Origin of the sequence: Frankia sp. AgPm24, from assembly GCF_023243055.1 — a bacterium.
Taxonomy (GTDB): Bacteria; Actinomycetota; Actinomycetes; order Frankiales; family Frankiaceae; genus Frankia; species Frankia umida.
In genome coordinates, this window is sequence record NZ_JALKFW010000200.1 from 1 (window position 1) to 21819 (window position 21819).

The following is a 21819-nucleotide window of genomic DNA, read 5'->3' on the forward strand; positions in this document are numbered from 1 at the left end:
AGGCGTCTGTCAGTGAAACAGGAAAACCTGCCCGCGAGGGTAGGAATCCCCGGTCTTCAGGCCGGGGAGGATGTCAATGACCGTCTCGCCGATGAGTACGAGGCCGAGCCGACGCAGCAGCAGGTGCCCCGGTGTCACGGTGCTACCTGGCGGCGAGGCTGTATCGGGCATGAACGGTGTCGCCCTGATGAAATGCCCGCACCCCCTTCAGGCAGGCAGGGATGCCATGATGGGATGGGGTCAGCACCATTTTTTTCGGCAATGAAAACTTGGAACATGGCCAACGAAGCGATGGCTCTCGTCGCTGTTCGTATCTGAGGATCCGCCGCTGTAGGTTCCTGCTGCTGTTTCGGTGGGTTCCACATACGTGGGCTGCGGTTGCGGCTTCAGAACGACAGTGATCATGCGTCCGATTCGGATTTTCTCGCCCGCCCTAGGGAAACTGTCCACGACGGTGGCAGCGGAGTCATACGTCTCCACCGCCACCAAACACGGCATCCCCCAGTTCCCCGCCCTCGTGCAACTCGCCGAGGGCCGCCCCTGGATGCCCACAACCACCTAACCAAAGATCAAAGCGATACCTGGCCAGTTACGGCGGACTGTGTCTGGATCCGATGCTGCGGGTCGGCTCGAGGACGGGCATGGTTCATCTCTCGCGGCCCTCTCCGTCAACGTGGTGGTGGGCGACCGCTGGGCTCCGCGCCCGGTGAGGTCGTCCCCGTACGGCCTGACCCGGATCTGCGGGCAGGGCTGGCCGCCCGCGCCGCCGCCGACCGCACCAACGTCGGCGACGTCATCCGCCAGGAACTGCGTGCGTGGCTCGACGTCGCCTGAACGTCACCCCTCACCAGCCAGCCGCCAGCTCAGCCGGTATGCGGCGCACGCCCGTCTGCGCGTCGGTGCTCTACTGCGGCGAACGGGTAGCAGTGGGATCATTACCGGCAGTCCCTGTGATCTGGAGGATGACCGTGTCCCACGCGTCGAGCGGCGCTGACCCGGAGCGCGTCGCTGATTCTGGCCGAGATGCTGCCGCACCGGCCGCCGAGCCCACGGTCGGTTCCGCGGAACCATCGAACCCAGATCCGGCGACGAGGTCGGACCTGCCTGCCGAGGGTGGGACGCCCGAAGCCTCCGAGAACCGCTGCGCCCGGTCGACTGGGATGGCTCCTTCACCCGCACCTGTGCCGCCCGCGACGCACAGGCGACCGCGCGCCGTCTCGCTTCCGAACACGAGGCGGAGCTGGATCAGAAGTTCGCGGACGAGCTGTCGCGGAAGTACCGCGACGAGGCGAAGGCGCGGGCGGATGCCCGGCGACGTGTCGAGCTTGACCGGCTGGTGGAGCAGGCCGTGGCTGAGAAGACACCGCCGAGTCTGTTCGATCGGTTGGGGAGCCTTGGTCGCGTCTGGGATGACGATGAGCCCGGTTCGCCCGGTAACCGCCTCGTCGACGATCGCGCGTCCGACGAGCCGAGTGCCACCCCGATCGCGGTGGTTGTCGGGCAGTGTCGGTATGGTGCCACCGGCTTCGAACCGGGCCACCGCCGACTGCGTCATGCCCGCCGCGCGGGCCAGTGCGGCCTGGCTCCAGGCTCGCTGCTGACGCAGCTCCCGCACCGACCGGCCCAGCTCGAAGGCCAGTCTGGTCGCCTGCTAGGCCTCACGTGCACCCGGCTCGCCCATCCGCCGTTCCCGCAGCCCCGTCCAGTCCGCCTGCTCAGCCATCGCTGCTGTCCTCCTCTTGCGCGCGTGTCGGGGTGGGTGGGGCCGAGGATTTCGCGGCGGGTCTCGTGGACGCGTTCGTGCCCTGGAAACCGCACCCGCCCGTCAGCTGTCCGGCCGATACCGCCGCTTTCGCTGCCACTGGACGTCTCGCCGGGGAGACGGCCGGTACCTCCCGTCCGAGCCGGGCCCGCACCGCGGTGACCAGGCCGCGCCCACTGGGCGACCGCCTTTGGCGAGGACAGATAGCCGTCGGAGACCACCGCGATCGTGCACCTGGCCTGGCTGATCACCCGGTCGAGCCAGCCCACCCGATGCGTGCCCGGGATCAGATCCCACGACTCGTTGACCACCCCGAGCCCGGCCTGTTCCAACATGTGGGACGCCCACTCCGCCCACGGTCGACCATTATCGGCATACGAGACAAAACGTATCGGTTCAGAAGACACCGATCCACGGCGTAGCGGTTCAGGGTGCCGCGTCCGGTCGAGCCCGTCGGATGACGCGGGCGCCGGCCTGGCGGATGGTCGGGGCGGAGACCGTGGCGGGGCTGGGGGCAGAGTCGGCGTCAGGGTTGGTGGCGCGATGGGAGATCTCGGCATCGATCAGCCGGATGAGCCAGGTGTTCATCGAGACGCCGTCAGTGGCCGCGTGACGCCTGGCGGAGTCGCGGATCTCCTCGGGCAGTCGGAGCGTGATGGTCCGGATCATGGCCTCGAGGTTAGCCGTGTTTGACGGTCAGCAAAAGCAGGCGGTCGCGTCCCGCTGTGGTCCGGTCGTACACGCCTCCGGTGGGCCCGACGCCGGTGCTGGGCACATCGGTACGTGAAGAAGAGTGATGGCGGACAAGCGCGCCACGCTCCAGATCGGAGACCGAAGGCTGTTTCACGTGCATGCGCTCTGCGAGTTCGACCTGGGTGAGGTCCTGCTCCTCGCGAATCTCGCGTAGTCGGTATGCGCGGACCTCGGCATCAAGCTGTGCGCGATGCCTGGCTACTTCACCCTCTCGAGGTGGTCTTCTGGCGCGAAATTCATCCCAGGTGGACACCATGGAAGTGCTTCCGGGTCGTAGTCGCCACGCAGCCATCCGTCGTCTGCTGCGTAAGGAGTAAGCCGGCCTGTCGGGTACCGATCAACGCTCTGGTGTGGCGAGAATCTTGAAGAGCACGGTGTTGACGTTGGTGAGTGTCTGCGTGTCGACCCGGCGGACGCGGGCCTCGAGGGATGCCTTCAGGACAAAGGTGACCAGGCCCATGACCGCCCACCTGCCATCGCCGAGATCGACACAGAATCCTTCGTCGGTGGCCTGCCTGACGACCAGCGCGGCCAACACTGTCGGTTCTTGGGGGATCTCGTTGTAGACCGTGGAACTGAGGACTAGAACCTCCCGGGGCGCCGCCCGGGTGCGGGTGCTCCAGATCTCGCCGCGGCGCGGTGGGCTCACGCGGCGGAGTTCGCCACGTTGGGCAGCCCGGCATCGGCGAGTGCCTGCTGGTTGGCCTCCCCGAAGGCCAGCGCCGCCTCGATGACGGCGGGATTCTCCGAGATCCAGGCGGCGTGCGCGGCACACCGGCGCCGCATGTCCTCGGTGTCGAGAAGCCTTTCGACCCAGGTGTTCATCGAGACACCGTCGGCCTGCGCGTACCGCTTGACCGCCTCGTAATCGTCATCGGAGAGCCGAAGTGTGAGCGTCCGTTGCATGCGAATCATGCTATCAAGATCTGAATTTGTTCATGGATCGGACGGTGATGGTGGGTCAGTCGGGGTCGGTGAGCAGGTCGAGGCGGCCGAGGGCCTGGGGGCCGGCGGCGTGGGCGTGGGTGCGCAGGTCGTGGTGGGTGGGCGCGGGGACCTCGAGGGTGTGGGCGAGGCGTTCGGCCTGGCGCAGCAGGTCGGTGCGGGTGATGCCGACCCGGCGGGTGAGGGCCAGGGCGCGGTCGAGGACGGCGGTGCGGCGGGTGGCGGTGTCCTCGCACCACAGCTGGGCGATGTGGTTCCTGGACAGTTCGTACGAGCCGAGCCGGTACAGGCCCAGCCGGCCCGCGCCGAAACTGGCCGGGGGCAGGACGATGCGCCACAGGCCCGCCGGGGTCTGGCGGGGCACGCCGATGCCACCTCCGTACCTGGCGAGCCAGGCCGTCCACAGGGTGTGCGGGTCGGCGGTGTCCTCGGCCTCGATGAGCTGGCGGGCATCGTCGACCTGGCGGACGACCTCGGCCAGGAACGGGTCGCGTTCATCGGCGCGGGCGGTGTAGGCGAGCACCCCGTGTTCCGCGGTCTCGATGAGATAACAGGGCAGGTAGGCCTCGCGGGTGCCCAGTTCCTGGATGGGGCCGAGGGCGGCGGGGACGTTGAACTCGGCGCGGTCGGGGCGTTCGGCGAGGGTGCGCACCGCGTCGGGGCGCAGCGGTGTGGGCGTGAACAGCTGGCGGAAACGGGTGAGGCCGGGGGCGCGATCGGAGGGCACGGCGGGTTCGGACAGGACGGCTATCTTGCCGTCGTAGTACGGGCGGGGAAACGGCCAGCCGGTGAACCGTTCGAACATCAGATGCTGGCGGCTTTCCCGGGCGACATAGCGGACGCCGGCCCGCCACGACCGCCGGCCGAGTTCGGTGAGTTCGAGGCGTCCACCGTCGTGCGCGGTGGGGGTCACGGTGACGTGGCCGATGGCGAGAAGCATTCCCAGGCAGCGGTGCAGCAGAGCGGCGGGCAGGGAGTAGAACGCGGCGATCTCGTCCACCGTGGTCAGGCGGGCCTCGGCGATGGCCCGGACCAGGAAATGGTCGAGGACCTCGAATGCCTGCGGATCGTGTACGGACGCGCTGATCTCGACCTGCCACAGCGGCCACAGCACGGGAAACAGGCGGGTGGGCCGCACCCCGGGTATGGCCGCGGCATCCTCCAGTGCCCGCCGCGCCGGATAGATCACCGGCTTCGCCATCAGTAGCCACCGTCGGCGAGCAGGCGGGCGATCTCGCGGGAGGGGCGCAGATCACCGTGGGCTCGCAGGTAGGTGACGAGTTCGCCGGCCATGGTCGCGAAACCGGTGTCGGTGGCGGCGCACAGCGTCGAGGTGTCGCCGACGAGGACGAGTTGCTGCTTCGCCCGGGTGATGGCGACGTTGAGGCGGCGTAGCTCGGAGAGGAAGCCGACGGCCCCGCGGTCGTTGCTGCGGGTGAAGCCGTAGACGATCAGGTCGCGTTCGCCGCCCTGGAACGAGTCGACGGTGCCGATGTTCTCGCTGATCCCGGCCGGATCGCCCAGCAGTCGAGCCAGTGCCGCCTCGATCCGCGCCGCCTGCGCCCGATAGGGGACGATCACCGCCCAGTCGGCGAAGTAGCGGGCGGCCCGGGCGATCTGCGCGGCGATCAGTTCGGCCTCCAGGTCGTTGACATAGCCGCGTTGCTGCCAGGCCTCGGTGGCGCGCAGTTCCTGCTCGGCCCGTTCACGGGCGGGACGATCCGAGGTGTCGATCATCCCGAACGGGCTGCGGAAGATCGGGTCGCCGCCACCGCCCTCGTGGGACGTCCGAAGTCGTCCCTGGTAGAAGGCGCCGGAGACGAACCGGGCGAGCACCTCGGGCATGCGGCGTTGCAGGGTGAGCTCGACGCGCTGCTCGTCGCCCAGACGAGGAAACAGCAGCTCGAAGCCGCTGGCACGCAGCAGTTCGCGGGTCTCGTGGGCGTCCTCGCCGGGCGGGAGGGCCTGCGCCCAGCGGCGGACGTCGTCGTCCTGGAACGGCGGCAGCTGGAAGTGGTCGCCGACGAGCACCGAACGGCGGGCTCGCACCATCGGGACCAGCATGTTCGGGGTGGAGATCTGCCCGGCCTCGTCGATGATCGCCACATCGAAGACGATGTCGGTGAGCAACCGGCTGCTGGCGGTGCCGACGCAGGTGGCGGCGACGACCTGGGCGTAGCGGACGAGTTCGTGGCGCAGCTCGTGCTCGGCATCGCCGATCCGCGACCGCCACTGCGCCAGCAGGGACGCCCGGGCCCGCACCGTCTCGATGACCTCGCTCGCCCAGGCGTGGAAGCCATCCCAACCGGCGAGGTCATCCGGTGCGGGCGGGCTGCCCGACGGGCCGGCAGAACCGGCACCGGGAGCGGCCTCGGCGGTGGCGGTGGCGGTGGCGGACAGCAGGGGGTGCACGGCGTCGAGGATGACCCGGCCGGCTTCGGCGAGGTCATAGTGCAGTTCGGCGATGGTGCTGTTCAGCGCGTCGCGGTCGGCGGTGAGGGCGGCGCAGCGTGGGTCGGCGGCGGCGAGCGCGGTGAACTGGGCCCGCAGCGCCGCCACGGTCGTCGCGGTGCGTGACCACTCGGACGCGGCGGCGGTCACGGCGGTGGTGGTGCGCGCCAGGCGGGCGTTCAGCCGGGCCAGGCGCCAGCCGTGCCACCAGCGGGCGGGGCCGGTGGCGTCCTCGGCGGCGCGTTCGCGTACGGGAAGCTGACCACGCAGGGTGGTGAGCCGTCCGGTCAGTTCGGTGTGGTGGGTGCGGGCCCGCTCGTGGTCGACGTCGGCCTGGCGCCTGGCGGCGGCCAGCTCGGGGGAAAGCGCGCTGATGGCCTCGGCCAGACCCTGTTCGGTCGCGTGCAGCCGCGCGCTGGTCTGTTCGGTCCGGGTGCGGCGTTCGGCGAGGTGGTCGAGCCACTGGCGCAGCAGCGGTTCGGCCCGTCCGAAGGCGGCCATCAGGTCGGGCAGGCGGGTGTCGGCCAGGATGTCGCGGCGGAACGCCTCGAGCTGGCTGTCGACGGTGCGTAGCCGGGCGGCGGCCGTCATCGAACTCTCGCTGCCGATCCGGACGGCGTGCACCTGCGCGGGCAGGCCCGCGAGCACGTTGTCGACGGCCCGGTTCGTGTGCGAGGTGACCAGCACCGTCTCACCGCGGGCGACGCATTCCAGGACGATCTCGGTGATGGTGCGTGTCTTGCCGGTGCCCGGCGGACCCAGGACCAGCAGCAGGTCGGGCACGGCCACCGCGCGCTGGAACGCCAGCACCTGACTGCCGTCGAGCGGTCCACGTGGACGGGCGTCGCCCGCCGGCCGATAGGGCGCGAAGGCGCCGTCGACGAGGTTCGCGAGCAGGTTCGGGTTCGCCGCCAGACCATCGGCGAGGGTCTCCACCGTCTCGCCCTGGAGCTTGTACACCCGGTCGCTGGGCAGCACGCGCAGCTCCCCCTGGGCGGGCAGGGCCTGGAAGTCCACGGTCTGTTCGAACCGGACGACGACCTCCCGGCCGTCCACCCGGTCGACCCGTCCCCGCAGTTCCGGCTGGTCGCTGACCCGCACCTGCGCGCCCGCGGTGATCCCCTGCCCGCGGGCGAGCTGGAAGACGTACACGCCGCGGCCGGAGAAACGCTGCTCCCGGGCCGCCTCGAGGCGGGTGTACGGCACGGGTGGGGCCAGCTCCTGACGGGCGACCTCGATGTCCCGGCTCGCCTCGATGACCTTCGAGACCAGGTCAAGATAGCGCCGGTGGTGCGGCGGGAGCATCCCGCCCGGCTGGCCTGGGCGTGGGCTCGCGGCGGTCAGCTCCCGCCAGGCATCGCGCAGCCGCGCCCACTGGGACGACCACGGCTGGTCGAAGGCGCCGCGTCCGCGGGGCAGATCGGCGACCCGGTCGAAGGCCCGCCAGCCGGCCGGGCAGCTCAACACCAGCGCGGCGGTGACCAGCTGGTCCTCGTCGCGGAACGTCCGGCGGCGGGCGAAACCCAGGCTGTAACCGTCCTGGCGCCGGGTCGGGTACAGGACGGCCACGTGCCGGCTGGCGTAGACGACCAGGTGGCCGTCGCCCGGATTGTCCCGGTCCGGTTCGACTCGCACCGGCAGCATCCCGCGGGCCGACAACGCGGTCAGCTCCTCGACGAACCGCGCCGGCTCACCACCGAGCGCGTCGATCGCCTTACGCGACGGGACGACCGCCAACGGCCCGTGCAGCGTGACAGACACGGTCGTCAACGACCCGGCCTCCTCGATCCAAGGTCAGGGCCCGAACCGGGGCTCGAGCCGGGAGTACCGAGGGACAGGGAGCGGCGGGCGTCGCGCAGAGCGGCGACCAGCTCGTCGGCGCGTGGCCGGTGGCGCGGATCGGCACTGACCGCGCGGGTGAGCAGATGGTCAAGGTCGTCCGGGCAGCCGGCTCTGGACGGGCGGCCGCCGAGGGCGTCGAGCACCAGCGTCGCGAGCTGCCGGACATCGACGGCGGCGCCCGGTTCGTGGGCCACGTCCACCTCGTTCATGCCGACCAGGCCGAGATCACGCGGTGTCGGTGTCGGTGCCGCTCGGGTGGCAGCGGCAGTGGCGGTGCTGGCGGGGGCGGGCATGACGATGGTGTCGGGGGAGAGCCGGCGGTGGGCCTGCCCGTGCCGGTGCAGCACCGCGATGGTCCGGCCCAGCGCCGCCGCGTCGGCCAGCACCCGGGCCGCGACGATCCGGTCCGGTCCGCCGGGTGTGGGCAGACCGGACCGGACTGTGCCGTGGACCTCCCGCCAGGTCCGGCCCACCACCGCGGACATGATCATGATCGTGTGGTCGGGCTGATGGTGCCGCGCGAGCAGTGCGGGCAGGCCGGCCGTGCCGCGCAGGGTCGCGAGCAGATCCGCCTGCGTGCGCAGCGCGCGCTGCCAGGCCAGTGCCTCCGGCGTGCCGCGGCGGACCCGGAGATGGCGCAGCCGCACCAGTCGTCCGCCGGAACCCAGCTCACGGGCCGTCGCGTCACGCAGCACCCAGGACCCATCCGACGCGGCCTCGTGCACGACGGGATCATGCAGCAGATGGACGACCCCGCCGACGCTCAGCTCCTGCCCGCCCTGCCACGGCACGGCCGTCGGACTCGCCGCGTCGATCACCGTGTCGTCGGCCCGAACACGCAGCACCGAGACCTGCCCGGACGCGCCGTCTGCTCCTGCCGGGGAACGGCCGTAGTAAAGCGTGCGGATGCCCGCGCATGCCGGCTGTGAAAGCAGGGTGCGTAGCCGGGTCTCGTCCCACAGTCGGATGGGGATCGCGGTGCGCCGCCGCTCGTCGGCCCGCCACCGTTCGAAAGCCTGCCGCCGTGGGCCATCCATCGTCACCGGGATACAGAGCGTCCATTCATCGATCCGGTGGCCCTGCTCCGCGGCGGCCGCGCAGGCTCGATCGAAGGATTTCCGCACCTCGGTCAGCTGGCCGCTCCTCACACCGTTGATGAAGTACTTGACCTGCCAGATTCGTACGTGGCTGGTGAGATCGCCGGTGTACACGTCGATTCCCCAGTCGCCGGGCGCCGGTTCGATGCCGTACGCCGGGCCCTCCAGCAGATCGACCAGCGAGGTCACCATCTGCTCGAAGTCGTGCCGTCCGCCGGCGTCGTTGGAACGCATCCGATGAGCCTGGAAGTTGATGGGCGGTAACCCGACCGGAAGATCCACCCGTTCGCTCCGTCCCGCATCGTCCCTGTTCTCGATGATCCCACCGTGCTGCACCGTAGTCGTAACCGGTGTAACACTGTGAGAACTTGGCCACAACATGTCGCGATGGGGACCTCGCGCCATGTGCGTAACCGGTCATCAATGGCCGCCATCTCCGCTGGTCAACGCGGATGGGATCACTGTCCGGTGCGGTTGATGTAGGCCGGGTCGCGACCTGGACCGGCCGTCCTCGCCGCGCGTGATCGACGTCCTGGCGGGCCGCCCGTGGTGACAAAACCGGAAAAGTCCGTGGTGGTAGGGGTATCCGCGTCGCATGATCTGGGGGCGGTACGGCGTGGGCGGCGTGGCCGCGTGGGGTGACGGTCTCCGACGGTGGCCGGCGGACAGCGGACGGGGTGACGCGGGTGTCGGGCGGGACGTACGCCGCGGTGCTGACGACGACGACCGCGCCGCGGTCGGTCGCGGTGGTGACGGGGCTGCTCGCCCTGCTGGTCGTGCTGGCCAGCAAATGGGGGGAGCGCCTCGACGCCGCCGTGCACGAGGGCGGCCACGCGCTGGCGGCCTACCTCACCGGGCGGCAGGTGCTGGCGGTGTGGGTCGAGTCCAACGGCGGCGGCGCCACCGCGACCCGCGGCCGTTCGCGTGGCGCCGGGCTGTTCCTGACGGTGGCCGCCGGCTACACCGGTCCGCCGCTGGTCGGCGTCTGCTCGGCGAAACTGCTCTCGACGGGACGGGTCACCGCCGTGCTCATCCTGGCGGCCTTCGGCCTGGTCGCCCTGTTGCTCGTCACCGTCAACCGGTTCGGTCAGGTGCTGCTGATCGGCATGCTCGCCTCCCTGATCGTGGCGGGACGGTACAGCCCCGACTGGGCGCAGCTGTGGTACGCCCATTTCCTGGCCTGGTTGATGCTGCTGTCCGGGCCACAGTCGGTGCTCATCCTGCATCGGGTCCGGCGGGGCAGCGGTGGCGGAAGCGGTTCGGATGCCGACCTGCTCGCCCTGCTCACCCACATCCCCGGCGTGTTCTGGGTGCTCGCCTTCGCCGCGTTCAGCCTGTGGTGCGCCCTGCGCGGCGCAACCCTGCTCGTCCACGCCTGACGGCTGGTGTCGGAGTACTGCGCCTGTCCGTGGCCGGCACGGTCATAATACGAAACGTCGTATTAATACTAATAATGCCGGGGTGTGCGGGGGTGTCGGATCGTCCGCGCCGGGCATGTGGAGGGGGCTGGCCATCGTGAGTGGCGGCGAGGCGGAAAGCCGGTTCGGCTGGGCTCGGTCGGCGCGGGCGGTGGCAGGCAGCGACCTGCGGACCGATCGACCGCACACCGCGCGGGTCTACGACTACTACCTGGGCGGCAAGGATCACTATCCGGCCGACCGGGAGGCGGCGGAGAAGACCCTCGCCGTCATGCCGAACGCGCGGACCATGGCGCGCCAGAACCGCGCGTTCATGCGCCGCGCCACCCGGTACCTGGCCGGCGAGGCGGGCATCCGCCAGTTCCTGGACATTGGAACAGGCATTCCGACCTCGCCGAACCTGCACGAGGTCGCGCAGAGCGTCGCGCCCGACTCCCGGATCGTCTACGCCGACAACGATCCGATCGTGTTGGCCTACGCTCGCGCGCTGCTGGGTGGCACCCCGGAGGGCCGCACCGCCTATCTGGACGCCGACCTGCACGATCCGGAGTCGATCCTCGGCGCGCCCGAGCTGCGAGAGACGCTCGACCTGACCGCGCCGGTCGCGCTGTCCCTTGTCGCGATCATGCACTTCGTCCAGGACAAGGACGATCCCTACGGCCTCGTCCGCCGTTATCTCGACGCCCTGCCCGCCGGCAGTTTCCTCACCCTCAGCCAGTTCTCCGACGAACTGACCCCGGAGGAGACCGTCGAGGCGGTCAAGGTCTACAGCAGTCGCGGTCTGCTCGGCCAGGCGCGCACCCAGGTCGAGATCGGCCGCTTCTTCGACGGTCTCGACCTGGTCGACCCCGGTGTCACCCTGGTGCACCGCTGGCGCCCCGACGAGCCGTTGGACGAGAGCCTCAGCGACGCCGCCGTCAGCATCTTCGGTGGCGTCGCGCGAAAGCCGTAGGGCTGACGGGGTCGGGGTTGTCCGCGATACGGGAGAAATGATCGTCGACGGCGGTCAGCCAGGCGAGCGGGCGGCTGGCATGCGGGCTGTGGTCGGCGCCGGCGATGACGCAGAGGCGGGCGCCGGGAATCGCATCCGCCATCGTCCGGGCGGACGCACGCAGGCTCGAGTCGTGCTCGCCGACGATGACCGTGGTCGGCACCGTGATCTCACCCAGACCGGGGACGAGGGACGGGTAGGTCCCGAGCTCCCGACCGAACGCGGACAGCGCCTCGGGATCGACCTTGCCCAGCCCGTCCGCCGCGCGCTGCTGCGGCGTCGGCCCGCTGCGCGTCATCTCGATCTCCGTGACCTCGATCCCGCCGCCACCATCCACCGCCGCCCCGACACCTCCTGTCGCGCCAGCGCCCTGCGCCGCAGCGAGATCGTCCACCGCATGAGGATCGCCTGGCGTGAGGTTGTCGTCCGCCGCCGACGGACCGTCGGGTTCGGTGTGCTGATGACCGGCGAAGGCGGACGCCATCCGCTCGAGGATCGGGGCGACGATCCGGCGGGCGAGGGGCCCGGGCACGTGGGCTGGTTCGGCGGCGGTGTCGACCAGGATGAGCGATCGCACCCGCCGCGGATGTTCCAGCGCGTACCGCAGCGCGATCACGCCACCCATCGAGTGCCCGAGCAGGTTCACCGGCGCGGGCCCCAGACTGTCGATGACGAGGGCGAGGTCGGCGAGCAGCAGATCGAACGTGTACTGCTCACGTCCCTCGGTGGCCCACCCGCTCGCGCCATGTCCCCGGTGGTCATAGGCAGTCACATGCCGACGAGTAGCAAGATCGCCAGAGACCGCTGCCCAGTCCTGCGTGCTGCCTGCGATTCCGTGGACGAGCACCATCGGACCGCCCGCGGCGCCCGAAGTCCCGGCGATGGGGCTTATGGCGACAGCCGGGCCGTCGACGGCCGGGCTTTCCGGCGTGAGCAGTTCGACGTGCAGGTCAAGACCACCATCAACCGGAACCCGCCACTGCCTCGCGTCGACCACCCACCCATTCTCCCGTGCCCAGGACCCGCTACCAGCACCATCGGCACCGGTACCACCAGGACCATCGGCACCTGAACCTGAACCTGAGCCGACAGCCGTCAGTCGCCCCCCACCCGCATCCACATCCCCGGTGATCTTCCCGTCGCATCCTCATGCCGAGGGATAATCGGATTATTCGGCCCGTATACCGGAACAGCCCTCGGCATGTACCCGCACAACCCTCGGCATGCCCGCTCGGCGCGGCCGGAGGGTATCCCGGTTCTCCCAAAAGGCGCATCGATGTATCCCGGACGACCACATCGCCAAGAAACCCCGTGGTGACGTGGTGGGTGAACGTCAGGTCGTCAGGTCGTCAGGTCGTCAGGTCGTCAGGACGTGGGGCGGGCGGGGACGGTGGTGAGGGTGGCGAAGCCGGCGTTGAAGGCGGCGACCTCGTCCGTCGGCGTGGCGGTGGACGTGCAGGACTGGGCGGTCAGGATGGTCTGCGGGTCGGCGACCTTCGCCTCGCTGGATAGTTCGCGCAGGCCGCGGACGGCCCCGCCGGCGAAGCAGTTCGGCACGTTGAGGTTCGCGACGGTCAGCGTGCTCGACGATCCGCCGGCGGAACTGCCGGCCTGACCGCCCGCGGCCGGGGTGGCGAGCAGGGCGGTGCGATGCGCCGACAGCCAGGCCAGGACCTGGGCGACGGCGGGAGCGTAGTCGTAGGTGTCGCCGAGACCCTCGCTCACGGCGAGCGCGGGGATGCCGCGCCGGGCGGCGGCGCGGGCGGCGCCGACCGTGCCGGACAGGTCGACCACGGGGCCGAGGTTCTGGCCCTCGTTGATACCGGAGACAACCAGATCCGGCTTGAGGTCAAGGTCGTCGAGGGCGACGTTGACGGCGTCGGCCGGGTAGCCGCTGACCTCGGTGGCCTTCAGGCCGCTGGTCGTGGTCGTCTCGCCGTGGCTGACCTGGCCGCCGCTGGTCTTCCCGCCGGTACCGCTCTGGTTCGCCGCCGGTGCGACGATCCGCACCGCGGTGGCGGGCAGCGCCGCGAGGGCGTGGGCGACGGCGTCGATGCCCGCGGAGCCGACTCCGTCGTCATTGGTGACGAGAACGTCGAGCGTGCCATCCGGTGTCCGCCCGGCGCCCGCACCCGAAGTGGCACCCGCCGTGGTGCCCGCGGAAGCCGGCGAGGATGACCCGGACGCCGCGGAGCCACCGGAACTCGACCCGCAGGCGGCCACGGTGACAGCGACCAGGAGTGCCGCGGCGGGCAGACACATGCGAACGGGCTTCATCGACACCGATCCTCCAGACCTACGCGAACGTTCTGATCTTCTGGGACTGCCACCTGCGGGGACTGTGATCTTCTGGGACTCTGACCCGTGGGTGGCTGACCCACGGGTGGGGCTGTGGGTGGACCGCCCCGGCGCAGCGTGGCCACAACCTAGCGGCCGCGGCCCGCCGGCGCAGGTGGGACGTCAGGTACCGGACGTCCCACCTGCGGTGACGCTCGCCCGTCCCGTCCCGAATGTGGCCTGGGTCGGCGATCAGGGCGCCGGGGATGGCCGGACAGTAGTGTGACCAGACGGGTCGCGGAGCAGGACGCTGACCGGATGACGCGGGACGGATCGCACAGCGACGGAGGACAACGGTGACGGCCGAGGCGAAGCAGGCGGCGGACTTCCGGCCACGGCGCTCGGTGCTCTACATGCCGGGCGCGAACGAGCGGGCGCTGGAGAAGGCCAAGGGCATTCCGGCCGACGCGCTCATCCTTGACCTGGAGGACGCGGTCGCGCCGTCCGCCAAGGAGTCGGCGCGCGAGCGGGTCTGCGCCGCCGTCGTCGAAGGCGGCTACGGGCAGCGTGAGCTGATCATCCGGGTGAACGGGCGTGACACCGACTGGCACGCCGACGACCTGCGGGCCGCCGCGAAGGCCGGGCCGGACGCCATCCTGGTGCCGAAGGTCGGCTCGGCGGACGAGGTGCACGCCATCGAGCGTGATCTCGTCGCCGCGGGCGCGCCCGAGCACACGAAGATCTGGGCGATGGTCGAGACCCCGATCGCCATGCTGCACGCCCTCGACATCGCCAGCGCCTCCCCGCGCCTCGCGGTGCTGATCATGGGCACGAACGACCTGGCCAAGGAGCTGCGCGTCGAGCACGTCCCCGGCCGTGCGCCGCTGCTCACGGGCCTGGGCCTCAGCCTGCTCGCGGCCCGCGCCGCCGGCAAGGTGATCATCGACGGCGTCTACAACAACGTCAAGGACGCCGAAGGCTTCGCAGCCGAATGCCAGCAGGGCCGTGAGCTGGGCTTCGACGGTAAGACGCTGATCCACCCCGGTCAGGTCGAGCCGTGCAACACCGCCTTCTCCCCGACCGAGGCGCAGCTCACCGAGTCCGCCGAGATCGTCAAGGCCTGGGCGGAGGCGGAGGCGGAGGGCCGCGGTGTCGTCACCGTCAACGGTCGGATGATCGAGAACCTGCACGTCGACAACGCCCGCCGCCTGCTCGCCGTCGGCGAGGCCATCAAGGCCCGGTCCGGCAGCTAGCCGCTTCCTCGTGGGGCCCGGGAGCGTGCTCGGCGCCGGCGCCCCACAGCGGCAAATTAGTCACGGTGTGTAATGCCGGTTGCCGGTGGCAGCCGGACGAGTATGGCGGGCGGGTCTGGGCGGGGTCGGGATAACCCGACCACGGCCGGACGGGCGTACCGGCTGGGATGGTGCCGCCGGACGCGCCAGTGTGGACCATGTCCACGCCGCACCGCGACCCGAGGCATCGATGACCATGAACGTCCCACCACCGCCGGATCCCGACCCGCTGACCTCGCTGACCTCGCCGATCCCGCCCACCTCACCGATCCCGGCGACCTGGCCGTCGACCTCGCCGATCCCGTCGATCCCGTCGACCGCGACAGCCGCGGGTGAGGGTGGCCGCCGGGTGGATCCCACCAACATCGCGAACGTCGAAGTCGGCGGTTTCGCGCCGGGGAAAGAACGTCCGGGAGCACACCAGGCGGGGGAACGGCCGGCGGGGGACCGTCATGCTGGGGACCGTCATGCTGGGGAGTGGCCGGTGGAGGACCGTCAGGCGGGGGAACGGCAGGCCGGGGGGCGTGGGTCGGTGGAACGTGGCTCTCGCGCTGGTGCGTCCGGGGGGTGGTTGTACGGGCGTTTCATGCGGGAGGTGGGGTACACGCTGGTGTGTTTTCCGCTGGCGATTATCGGGTTTGTCTACGTGGTGGTGGCGCTGTCGACGGGTCCGGCGCTGGCGGTGACGTTCCTGGGGATTCCGCTGCTGGCGACGATGCTGGTGGGGGCACGGGGGTTCGGGACGGTGCAGCGTGCCCTGGCCGCGGAGATGCTCGGTGATCGGGTGGCTCCGCCGCGTCCGCTGCGCCCCTGTAGCCGGGGGGTGATGCGCTGGGTCCGGGCGGGGCTCAGGGACGGGGCCGGCTGGCGGGCATGTGTCTATCTGCTGGTGAAGTTTCCGCTGGCGATCACGAACTTCGTGGTGACCGTCGCGTTCTGTTCGGCCGGACTGGGTGGGGTGACCTATCCGGTGTGGCAGCGCTACCTGCCCGTGCAGCATGACAGCGCGGGACGACCGCATCGCGGTGCCTCCTTCGGCACCGACTACTTCCTGGACACCTGGCCGCGAATGGCGATGGCGGTCGCGGCCGGCGCCGTGCTGCTCTACCTGGCCCGGCCCTTGATTCACGGGCTGGTGGGGCTGGACAGGCTGCTCATCCGCGGCCTGCTCGGCCCGACGAACCGGCAGCTCGCCGCGGAACGGATGCACGAGCTGGAGCTCACCCGGGCGAGCGCGGTCGACGACTCGGCCGCGGCGCTACGCCGCATCGAACGGGACCTGCATGACGGCGCGCAGGCCAGGCTCGTGTCGATGGCGATGAACCTCGGCGCGGTCCGGGAACAGCTCGCCACCGCGGACGGCGACAGCCTCGACCTCGACCGGACCCGGTCGATGGTCGACGCCGCCCACCGCGACGTCAAGGAGGCCCTCGTCGAGCTGCGTGACCTCGCCCGCGGTATCCACCCGCCGATCCTCGACCATGGTCTCGAGGCGGCGCTGGAAAGCCTCGCCGCCCGAGGCGCCGGCGCCAGCACCACCACCACCAGCGGCGGTGCTGGCGGGCAGCCGGTGGCGCTGCATGTCGACCTGCCCCAGCGGCCGTCGGCGGCGATCGAGACAATCGCCTACTTCTGCGCCGCGGAGCTGTTCACCAACGCCGTCAAACACGGCCGGGCCGACGAGATCCGGATCGGTGTCATCGGACGCGCCGGACGGCTCCGGCTCACCGTCGTCGACGACGGGACGGGAGGTGCCACCCTCGAACCCGGCGGCGGCCTGACCGGGCTCGTCGAGCGGGTCCGCACGGTGGACGGCTGGCTCGACGTCACCAGCCCACCCGGCGGACCCACCCGCATCACCATCGACCTCCCCCTGCACGCCTGACCCCTGGCGCCGACGGGTCAGTCACGGCGAAGGCGCCTGACCGCATTCCGGGACTCGAGGAACGCGGTTCTATCCAGGACTGCGGTCCGGGCCGCTGTCGGGCCCCGCGCCCGGCGCGGGATCGGGATGCTCCCGACGTGCTTGCAGATGATCCACGTCCGGGGGTGAACGGGACGGAGGCGGCGAGGTGCCAAGTCGATCACGTATCTCCGTGAGTCGCTGTGCGAGGGGACGCGCCCTTCTGCCCCACCGGCTGGCGACGGACCGATGCGGTGTGCGAGGCGGGCGGCGAGATCGCGGGCAGCCGGACGATCTGTGGGCTGGAGCAGCGGGTCGGCGCGGTTCACCGTCGCGTGCAGGTCGGGGACGTACGGGGTGGCCAGGCGTTCCGCGAGGTTCTCGGCTTTGCTGGTGAACCAACTGCTTTCCGTGGCCGACCAGGAACGCTCACGCTCCGTGATAATTGTCTGCCGCGCGGCTGGTGGCTCCATCCATGCGCCGCGTTCGTCGCGGTGATTCGTGTAAAGAGGTTCGCCCCCGCCCCGGCGATAGACATGGACGACGTCCGCCCTGATGTCGCCGGTGTCGATCAGTGTGGCGCTCTCCAGAACACCCTGGTAGTTGCGATCCTGAATTTCGGGTGGGCAGTAGGCCCCGAAACCCTGTTCCTCGACCTGCCGCTGATACCGCTCGAGTACTCCGAGTCCGCTAAGAGCCAAGGAACCCGCGATGAACACCACCCGAGTCTGTTAGGAGGCGTCGGTAAACTGCTCGGCGATGGTGGCGGCCCGCTCCGGACTGGCGAGATTCGAATCGAAGATGACATTGAAGCGCCGCTCAATGGAATAGGTGACAGCTTTGTCGACCCACTGGCGGGCTTTCTGGTCGATGGCGGTGTCGAGTTCGCGCAAGAGCCTTTCATCGCCGCGGAGAAGCTCGGCAAACCTGGGATGAAAGGGGCGCATCAGGTCCGCGCTGAAGTCGGCCACCCCACCGGTCAAGGCTGCATGAAGAGCGCCTTTGGTGCTGGACTTCCCGACCCCCGGCTGCCCGCCGAGAAGAATCGCGATGGGCTGCTCCTGTGGACTGGCATGGTTCAGCAGCTGGGGGACGATTCTCTCTCGAAAGATCTGCTCATGAAGCTCGGCGGAAACTCCGTCGTCGAAGCTCACGCCGACCCATACAGCGCGCGGGCTCGGGGGCCGTATTCCCGGAGGACACGCGCAACATTTTTGGGATCTCCTGCCATAAGGTCCTTTTTTTCGTTGGAGAGTGCTTCCTGCTGCTCGAGAAGAGTTCTTGCCTCGGCCTCATCCGGACCGGCTGAAAGCTGTTCAGATATCCAAGCGATCAGTGACCCCAAAACCCATTCGGCAGCTTCCAGGTCTATGCCTTCTTCGAAATTCCACGTGGGTAGCCTGTCGCCAGGAATGGGTCGAGAATCGGCGTCCGGCGAGTCTGATGTCACTGTCTCTCCTCTCTCGATCTTCTTTTTATCATGTTCTGTCGTCAGTGGCGGCCAGAGCGATCTGATATGCGATGAATGCGGCGAAGTCGTTGTCGTCATGGCCTGGTGGACTGGGATGGTCGCGGTGGGTTCCGACACCGCAGCGTGGTGACCTGCGGGCCAGCCGGGCGCGGGTACGGGCGAGCCAGCCCAGCCAGCGGACGGGGTCGCCGGCCGGGCCTGTGCCTGGTAGAGGCTCTGCCAGGCCAGCCACAGGCCGGTGAGTCGCCCAACGGGGTCGCCGTGTCGGTCCAGCCGGGGGGTGGCGTCGATGCGGAACCGGCCACGACCAAAGAGAAGGTGAACGTCGCGGTGCCAACTGTGAGTGCAACCGCCGGCAGAGTCGACATGCATCGAGGCGTGCAGGAAGTGACGTCGGCGGCGGTACGAAGTATCCACGGCCCACCGCGCCCCCTGGTGGCCCGGTGGGGCGGGGTTACGGCGCGAGGGCGGCGGGGCGGGTGACGCCGGTGACCTTCTCGTAGTGGTCGAGGGTGACAATCTTGACGACGTCGCCGGTCTTCGGAGCGTGCAGCACCTGGCGGTTGCCGAGGTAGAGGCCGACGTGGCCAGGGTTGTCGGGGGTGCCGTCGGAGCCGGCGGCGAACAGCAGGTCACCGGGCTGCCAGCGGTCGACGTCGCCGATGGCGATGCTGGGTCCGGACTGGCCGGCCTGGTCGTAGGTGGTGCGGGGCAGGGTGATGCCGGCGGCGCGGTAGGCGGCCTGGACGAGGGAGGAGCAGTCCCAGCGGTCGGGGCCGGTGGCGCCGAGGCGGTAGGGCTTGCCGAGCTGCTGGCGGGCGAAGGCGATCGCGACACCGGTGACGGTGCCGGCCGCGTTGGCGGTGGCGGTGGCGGAGTCGAGGGCGGCGGTCATGCCGGCCGCCCCGGCGATGATCACCGCGACGTATTTCTGGGTCTCGGCGTAGGGCGGGACGCCGCCGGTGGCGAGCACCGCGCCGGGCCCGGCGTTGTAGGCAGCGAGCATGAGGCGGACGGGATCGCCGGGGACGCGGGCGACTGCGGTCGCGACGGCGCAGTCGTACCGGGCGGCGGCCGGGATGGCATCGGCGGGGTCGAGCGGGTCGGCGCGGCCGTCACCGTTGCCGTCGACGCCGTGGGCGCTCCAGGTGGCGGGCATGAACTGGGCGATGCCGACGGCGCCGACGCCGGAGCGGGCGTCCGGGTCGAAGCCGGACTCCTGCTTGAGCTGTGCAGCAAGCAGACCGGGGCTGAGGGTGGCACAGGTACGCCCCGCGCTGAGGATGGCGCCGACGTACTCGGCCGGGATCCCGGCGACCGGCCCGGTGACCGTGGGTGTGCCAGCGTCGTCGGTGTCCGATCCGAACGCGCCTGCGCCGGCGAGCCCACCGAAGATCCCGGCCGCGACCACAGCGAGGGTGAGGCCCACGACCAGCCCGACCATGATCGTGTTCGTACTGACGTTCGTACTGGGGGCGCCCCCAGCTGTCACCTCCGTGGCCACCGCCCACCCCGGTCACTCGCCACCAACCGTACAAAACGATCTTTATACGGATTATTTGCTTGATTTACCTGTAATGGTGACGCTGCCGTGGCACACGGCTCCGCCGCAATAAGCGGTGGAAACATCACTTTTAGTCATACTGGCCGCGGTTGACGGGGGGTTCGGTCGAGGATGGCCATGCCCGCAGCGGGCTGGATTCCGCAAAGCGACGACCACGGCGGACTCCCGACCCAGGCGTCGTCGTACCTGACACCTGCCGTGTCGACGATGAGTGACCTCGTGGTCGTGGTCGGCGCGGGGGGCGGGGTGGGCCGCTCGACGACCGCGGACCTGCTGGCCGGCCGGCTGTGCGCGGCCGGGCCGCTGGCGCTCGTCGACGACGCACCTGGCCTGTTCAGCCTGCGCCGAACCCTGACCCGCGGGCCGGACGGCCTGGCGGCTCTGCCCGGACACCGGGGCAGCTATCACGTGCTCGCCCCGTACGAACCGCTCGACCGGGTTGACACCCTCGACATCGTGGCCAGCGCCGATCCGAGCTGGGCGACGCTCGTCGTCGACTCCTACGACTCGGTGCTGCACCTGCTGCACACCGAACGCTGGTGCCAGCTGCTGACCGAACCCGGTGTGCGGGTCCTGCTCGTCGCCCCGTCGGCCACCGGGCCGCTGCAACAGGCCGTCACCGCCGCCCGGGCACTGCGCCAGGCGGGCGTGGCCCCCGAGGACCTGGTCGCTGCCGTCGTCGACCTCGCGGGAGGCCGGCTGCCCCGCCCCGTCCGCGCCCGGATGCTCCTGCTCGACGGCGAGGTCGGCGCGATCACCCGGATTCCCCACCTGCCGGCCGTGCGCGCCACCGGCCGCCTTGACGCCGGCCACGGCGGCCGCGACGCGCAGCGTGCCGCCGATGCCCTCGTCCACCACCTCGCCCTGGAGACCGCAGCATGATCGACAAGCTCGTCGCGCACGCCACCCTGCTCCTCGCCGCCGGCGAGCCCACCCAGCGAGACCCGCTCAAGCCGGTCAACCCCGGCACCGACGGCCTGCCCGACCAGGCCAGTTCCGCCCTGAACAAGCTTCTTTCCTGGTCCATGTACGGCGCGGTGACCGCCTGCGGCATCGCCGCGCTCATCTCCGCCGGCTTCGCCGGCTGGGCCCGGATGACCGCCCGCCCCCAGCACTTCGACCGCGGCCTGACCGCCTTCGGCTGGGCCGTCGGCTGCGGCTTCCTCGTCGGCATCGCGATCCCGCTCGTCAACACCTTCTACAACCTCGCGCTCTGAACACCGGCGAGATGACGTCGCGCGATCCGACCCGGCAGCCCGAGCGGAGCGAGAACCTTCTGCCATGTCCCTGACCCAGCAGATGACCCCCTACGGCCGACCTCCACGTCGCCGTGGCCTCGGTGTCCTGCTCGCCGCCGCGGTCGTCCTCCTCGTGGCCGCCGCCGTCGGCATCACCCTCGCCATCACGGGTGATGGCAAGAGCAGGAGTCACGGCCCCACGCCGGCGCCCCCGCCCACTCGCTTCGGCATTCCGTCACCACAACCCGCACGCTCGGCGACGGCGGATCCCTCCGCGCCGCTTCTGTTGCCCCGCCCGGCGCGGACAGCCGCCAACGGTGTGCCGCTCGGCTTCCCCGATTCGACCGAGGGCGCCGTTTCCGCCATCGTCCACTGGACCCCGATAATCATGCCGGGGGATGAAAACCACCAGCTTGATGTTCTTCGGACGATCGGCACTCGGCAGTATATAAAAAATGAGATCCCGGCTCTTCGTGAGGACTACCAGAAAAATCCGGTGGCGGCCGACACCTGGGTTGTCGGCACCCCGGTCGCCTATCAGCTAATCAGCGGTCTTGATGCCGACAGGATAACGGTCGCGATGCTTATAACCCTGCAGACCGGCAACGCGGCAGGCACCACCAAGACCGAGGTGTGGGCGAATGACTATCGACTGCTCTGGCAGGAGGGCGACTGGCATCTCGATCTAGTCGAGGATCCGCCAAAATCGGTCACCCTGCCGCCGTCAATCGCCCCCGGGGTGTATCGGGAGAACGGCTGGAAGGATTTTCAAATTGGCTAATCCCCTTGCACCCGGCCAAGCGCTTGGGTCGGCC

20 protein-coding genes and 3 pseudogenes are annotated in these 21819 nt (G+C 70.1%); 7 read left to right on the forward strand and 16 right to left on the reverse strand.

Going from position 1 to position 21819, the window contains the following annotated elements; translation table 11 throughout:
- Nucleotides 1-9 precede the first annotated feature (9 nt).
- The 10 genes and pseudogenes from MXD61_RS17085 to MXD61_RS17130 form a co-directional block, all read right to left on the reverse strand.
- The gene (locus MXD61_RS17085; protein ID WP_248814424.1) at nt 10-171 is read right to left on the reverse strand and encodes a hypothetical protein; all 162 of its coding nucleotides are present in this window, start codon (nt 169-171) and stop codon (nt 10-12) included.
- Nucleotides 172-1498: 1327 nt separating this feature from the next.
- Nucleotides 1499-1723: pseudogene (locus MXD61_RS28920) on the reverse strand (multiprotein-bridging factor 1 family protein); the annotation flags it as partial.
- Nucleotides 1724-1992: 269 nt separating this feature from the next.
- Nucleotides 1993-2097, reverse strand: a pseudogene (locus tag MXD61_RS28925) (hypothetical protein); the annotation flags it as partial.
- A gap of 91 nt (nt 2098-2188) precedes the next feature.
- Nucleotides 2189-2431 carry a toxin-antitoxin system HicB family antitoxin gene (locus MXD61_RS17100; RefSeq protein WP_248814436.1) on the reverse strand — a complete coding sequence of 81 codons (243 nt, stop codon included), beginning with the start codon at nt 2429-2431 and terminating at the stop codon, nt 2189-2191.
- Between the two features lie 10 nt (nt 2432-2441).
- Nucleotides 2442-2771, reverse strand: coding sequence for a helix-turn-helix transcriptional regulator (locus tag MXD61_RS17105; RefSeq protein WP_248814440.1), 330 nt, complete (start codon nt 2769-2771; stop codon nt 2442-2444).
- 81 nt (nt 2772-2852) lie between these two features.
- Nucleotides 2853-3164 carry a type II toxin-antitoxin system PemK/MazF family toxin gene (locus MXD61_RS17110; protein WP_248814442.1) on the reverse strand — a complete coding sequence of 104 codons (312 nt, stop codon included), beginning with the start codon at nt 3162-3164 and terminating at the stop codon, nt 2853-2855.
- Nucleotides 3161-3421, reverse strand: a complete 261-nt coding sequence (locus MXD61_RS17115; protein WP_248814444.1) for a toxin-antitoxin system HicB family antitoxin — start codon at nt 3419-3421, stop codon at nt 3161-3163. Before MXD61_RS17115 ends, MXD61_RS17110 begins: the two co-directional genes overlap by 4 nt.
- A 55-nt stretch (nt 3422-3476) precedes the next feature.
- Nucleotides 3477-4661 (reverse strand): hypothetical protein, encoded by a 1185-nt coding sequence (locus MXD61_RS17120; RefSeq protein ID WP_248814446.1) that lies wholly within the window; start codon nt 4659-4661, stop codon nt 3477-3479.
- Complete coding sequence (locus MXD61_RS17125; protein ID WP_248814546.1) at nt 4661-7672, reverse strand: AAA domain-containing protein; 3012 nt, start codon at nt 7670-7672, stop codon at nt 4661-4663. Before MXD61_RS17125 ends, MXD61_RS17120 begins: the two co-directional genes overlap by 1 nt.
- A gap of 5 nt (nt 7673-7677) precedes the next feature.
- On the reverse strand, nt 7678-9084 hold the full coding sequence (locus MXD61_RS17130) for a hypothetical protein (protein WP_248814447.1): 1407 nt from the start codon (nt 9082-9084) through the stop codon (nt 7678-7680).
- 443 nt (nt 9085-9527) lie between these two features.
- Here MXD61_RS17130 and MXD61_RS17135 point away from each other — a divergent pair, with 443 nt between their 5' ends.
- Both MXD61_RS17135 and MXD61_RS17140 read left to right on the forward strand, forming a co-directional pair.
- Nucleotides 9528-10229 carry a M50 family metallopeptidase gene (locus MXD61_RS17135; RefSeq protein WP_248814449.1) on the forward strand — a complete coding sequence of 234 codons (702 nt, stop codon included), beginning with the start codon at nt 9528-9530 and terminating at the stop codon, nt 10227-10229.
- A 127-nt stretch (nt 10230-10356) separates the two neighbouring features.
- Nucleotides 10357-11220, forward strand: a complete 864-nt coding sequence (locus tag MXD61_RS17140; protein WP_374629118.1) for an SAM-dependent methyltransferase — start codon at nt 10357-10359, stop codon at nt 11218-11220.
- Here MXD61_RS17140 and MXD61_RS17145 read toward each other — a convergent pair.
- Together MXD61_RS17145 and MXD61_RS17150 are read right to left on the reverse strand one after the other, a co-directional pair.
- Entirely contained in the window at nt 11186-12256 is a 1071-nt protein-coding gene (locus MXD61_RS17145) for an alpha/beta fold hydrolase (protein WP_248814451.1), read from the reverse strand. The genes MXD61_RS17140 and MXD61_RS17145 overlap by 35 nt on opposite strands.
- A gap of 368 nt (nt 12257-12624) precedes the next feature.
- Nucleotides 12625-13536 carry a 5'/3'-nucleotidase SurE gene (locus MXD61_RS17150; protein ID WP_248814453.1) on the reverse strand — a complete coding sequence of 304 codons (912 nt, stop codon included), beginning with the start codon at nt 13534-13536 and terminating at the stop codon, nt 12625-12627.
- 356 nt (nt 13537-13892) lie between these two features.
- Between MXD61_RS17150 and MXD61_RS17155 the strand changes: the two genes are divergently transcribed.
- Nucleotides 13893-14789, forward strand: coding sequence for a CoA ester lyase (locus MXD61_RS17155; protein ID WP_248814454.1), 897 nt, complete (start codon nt 13893-13895; stop codon nt 14787-14789).
- Nucleotides 14790-14849: 60 nt separating this feature from the next.
- Here the strand turns inward: MXD61_RS17155 and MXD61_RS17160 are convergent, their stop codons facing one another.
- On the reverse strand, nt 14850-15194 hold the full coding sequence (locus tag MXD61_RS17160; protein ID WP_248814455.1) for a hypothetical protein: 345 nt from the start codon (nt 15192-15194) through the stop codon (nt 14850-14852).
- A 220-nt stretch (nt 15195-15414) separates the two neighbouring features.
- Here MXD61_RS17160 and MXD61_RS17165 point away from each other — a divergent pair, with 220 nt between their 5' ends.
- Complete coding sequence (locus MXD61_RS17165) at nt 15415-16713, forward strand: sensor histidine kinase (protein WP_248814457.1); 1299 nt, start codon at nt 15415-15417, stop codon at nt 16711-16713.
- Between the two features lie 17 nt (nt 16714-16730).
- Here MXD61_RS17165 and MXD61_RS17170 read toward each other — a convergent pair.
- From MXD61_RS17170 to MXD61_RS17180, 3 genes and pseudogenes are all read right to left on the reverse strand, one after another.
- Nucleotides 16731-17885, reverse strand: a pseudogene (locus MXD61_RS17170) (zeta toxin family protein).
- On the reverse strand, nt 17882-18181 hold the full coding sequence (locus MXD61_RS17175) for a hypothetical protein (protein ID WP_248814459.1): 300 nt from the start codon (nt 18179-18181) through the stop codon (nt 17882-17884). Before MXD61_RS17175 ends, MXD61_RS17170 begins: the two are co-directional and overlap by 4 nt.
- A 475-nt stretch (nt 18182-18656) precedes the next feature.
- Nucleotides 18657-19646, reverse strand: a complete 990-nt coding sequence (locus MXD61_RS17180; protein WP_248814461.1) for a bifunctional lytic transglycosylase/C40 family peptidase — start codon at nt 19644-19646, stop codon at nt 18657-18659.
- 237 nt (nt 19647-19883) lie between these two features.
- Here MXD61_RS17180 and MXD61_RS17185 point away from each other — a divergent pair, with 237 nt between their 5' ends.
- The 3 genes from MXD61_RS17185 (at nt 19884) to MXD61_RS17195 (ending at nt 21785) form a co-directional block, all read left to right on the forward strand.
- On the forward strand, nt 19884-20648 hold the full coding sequence (locus MXD61_RS17185) for a hypothetical protein (RefSeq protein WP_248814468.1): 765 nt from the start codon (nt 19884-19886) through the stop codon (nt 20646-20648).
- The gene (locus tag MXD61_RS17190) at nt 20645-20983 is read left to right on the forward strand and encodes a hypothetical protein (RefSeq protein ID WP_248814469.1); all 339 of its coding nucleotides are present in this window, start codon (nt 20645-20647) and stop codon (nt 20981-20983) included. Before MXD61_RS17185 ends, MXD61_RS17190 begins: the two co-directional genes overlap by 4 nt.
- A gap of 64 nt (nt 20984-21047) precedes the next feature.
- On the forward strand, nt 21048-21785 hold the full coding sequence (locus tag MXD61_RS17195) for a hypothetical protein (RefSeq protein WP_248814470.1): 738 nt from the start codon (nt 21048-21050) through the stop codon (nt 21783-21785).
- Nucleotides 21786-21819 lie beyond the last annotated feature (34 nt).

Coding starts and splice junctions, on each gene's coding strand:
- MXD61_RS17160 (WP_248814455.1), bottom strand. CDS start 15,194: ATGTTGGTGGGATCCACCCGGCGGCCACCCTCACCCGCGGCTGTCGCG.
- MXD61_RS17105 (WP_248814440.1), bottom strand. CDS start 2,771: ATGGTGTCCACCTGGGATGAATTTCGCGCCAGAAGACCACCTCGAGAG.
- MXD61_RS17190 (WP_248814469.1), top strand. CDS start 20,645: ATGATCGACAAGCTCGTCGCGCACGCCACCCTGCTCCTCGCCGCCGGC.
- MXD61_RS17185 (WP_248814468.1), top strand. CDS start 19,884: ATGCCCGCAGCGGGCTGGATTCCGCAAAGCGACGACCACGGCGGACTC.
- MXD61_RS17165 (WP_248814457.1), top strand. CDS start 15,415: ATGCGGGAGGTGGGGTACACGCTGGTGTGTTTTCCGCTGGCGATTATC.
- MXD61_RS17100 (WP_248814436.1), bottom strand. CDS start 2,431: ATGATCCGGACCATCACGCTCCGACTGCCCGAGGAGATCCGCGACTCC.
- MXD61_RS17130 (WP_248814447.1), bottom strand. CDS start 9,084: ATGCGTTCCAACGACGCCGGCGGACGGCACGACTTCGAGCAGATGGTG.
- MXD61_RS17115 (WP_248814444.1), bottom strand. CDS start 3,421: ATGCAACGGACGCTCACACTTCGGCTCTCCGATGACGATTACGAGGCG.
- MXD61_RS17150 (WP_248814453.1), bottom strand. CDS start 13,536: ATGAAGCCCGTTCGCATGTGTCTGCCCGCCGCGGCACTCCTGGTCGCT.
- MXD61_RS17180 (WP_248814461.1), bottom strand. CDS start 19,646: ATGGTCGGGCTGGTCGTGGGCCTCACCCTCGCTGTGGTCGCGGCCGGG.
- MXD61_RS17120 (WP_248814446.1), bottom strand. CDS start 4,661: ATGGCGAAGCCGGTGATCTATCCGGCGCGGCGGGCACTGGAGGATGCC.
- MXD61_RS17085 (WP_248814424.1), bottom strand. CDS start 171: ATGCCCGATACAGCCTCGCCGCCAGGTAGCACCGTGACACCGGGGCAC.
- MXD61_RS17195 (WP_248814470.1), top strand. CDS start 21,048: ATGTCCCTGACCCAGCAGATGACCCCCTACGGCCGACCTCCACGTCGC.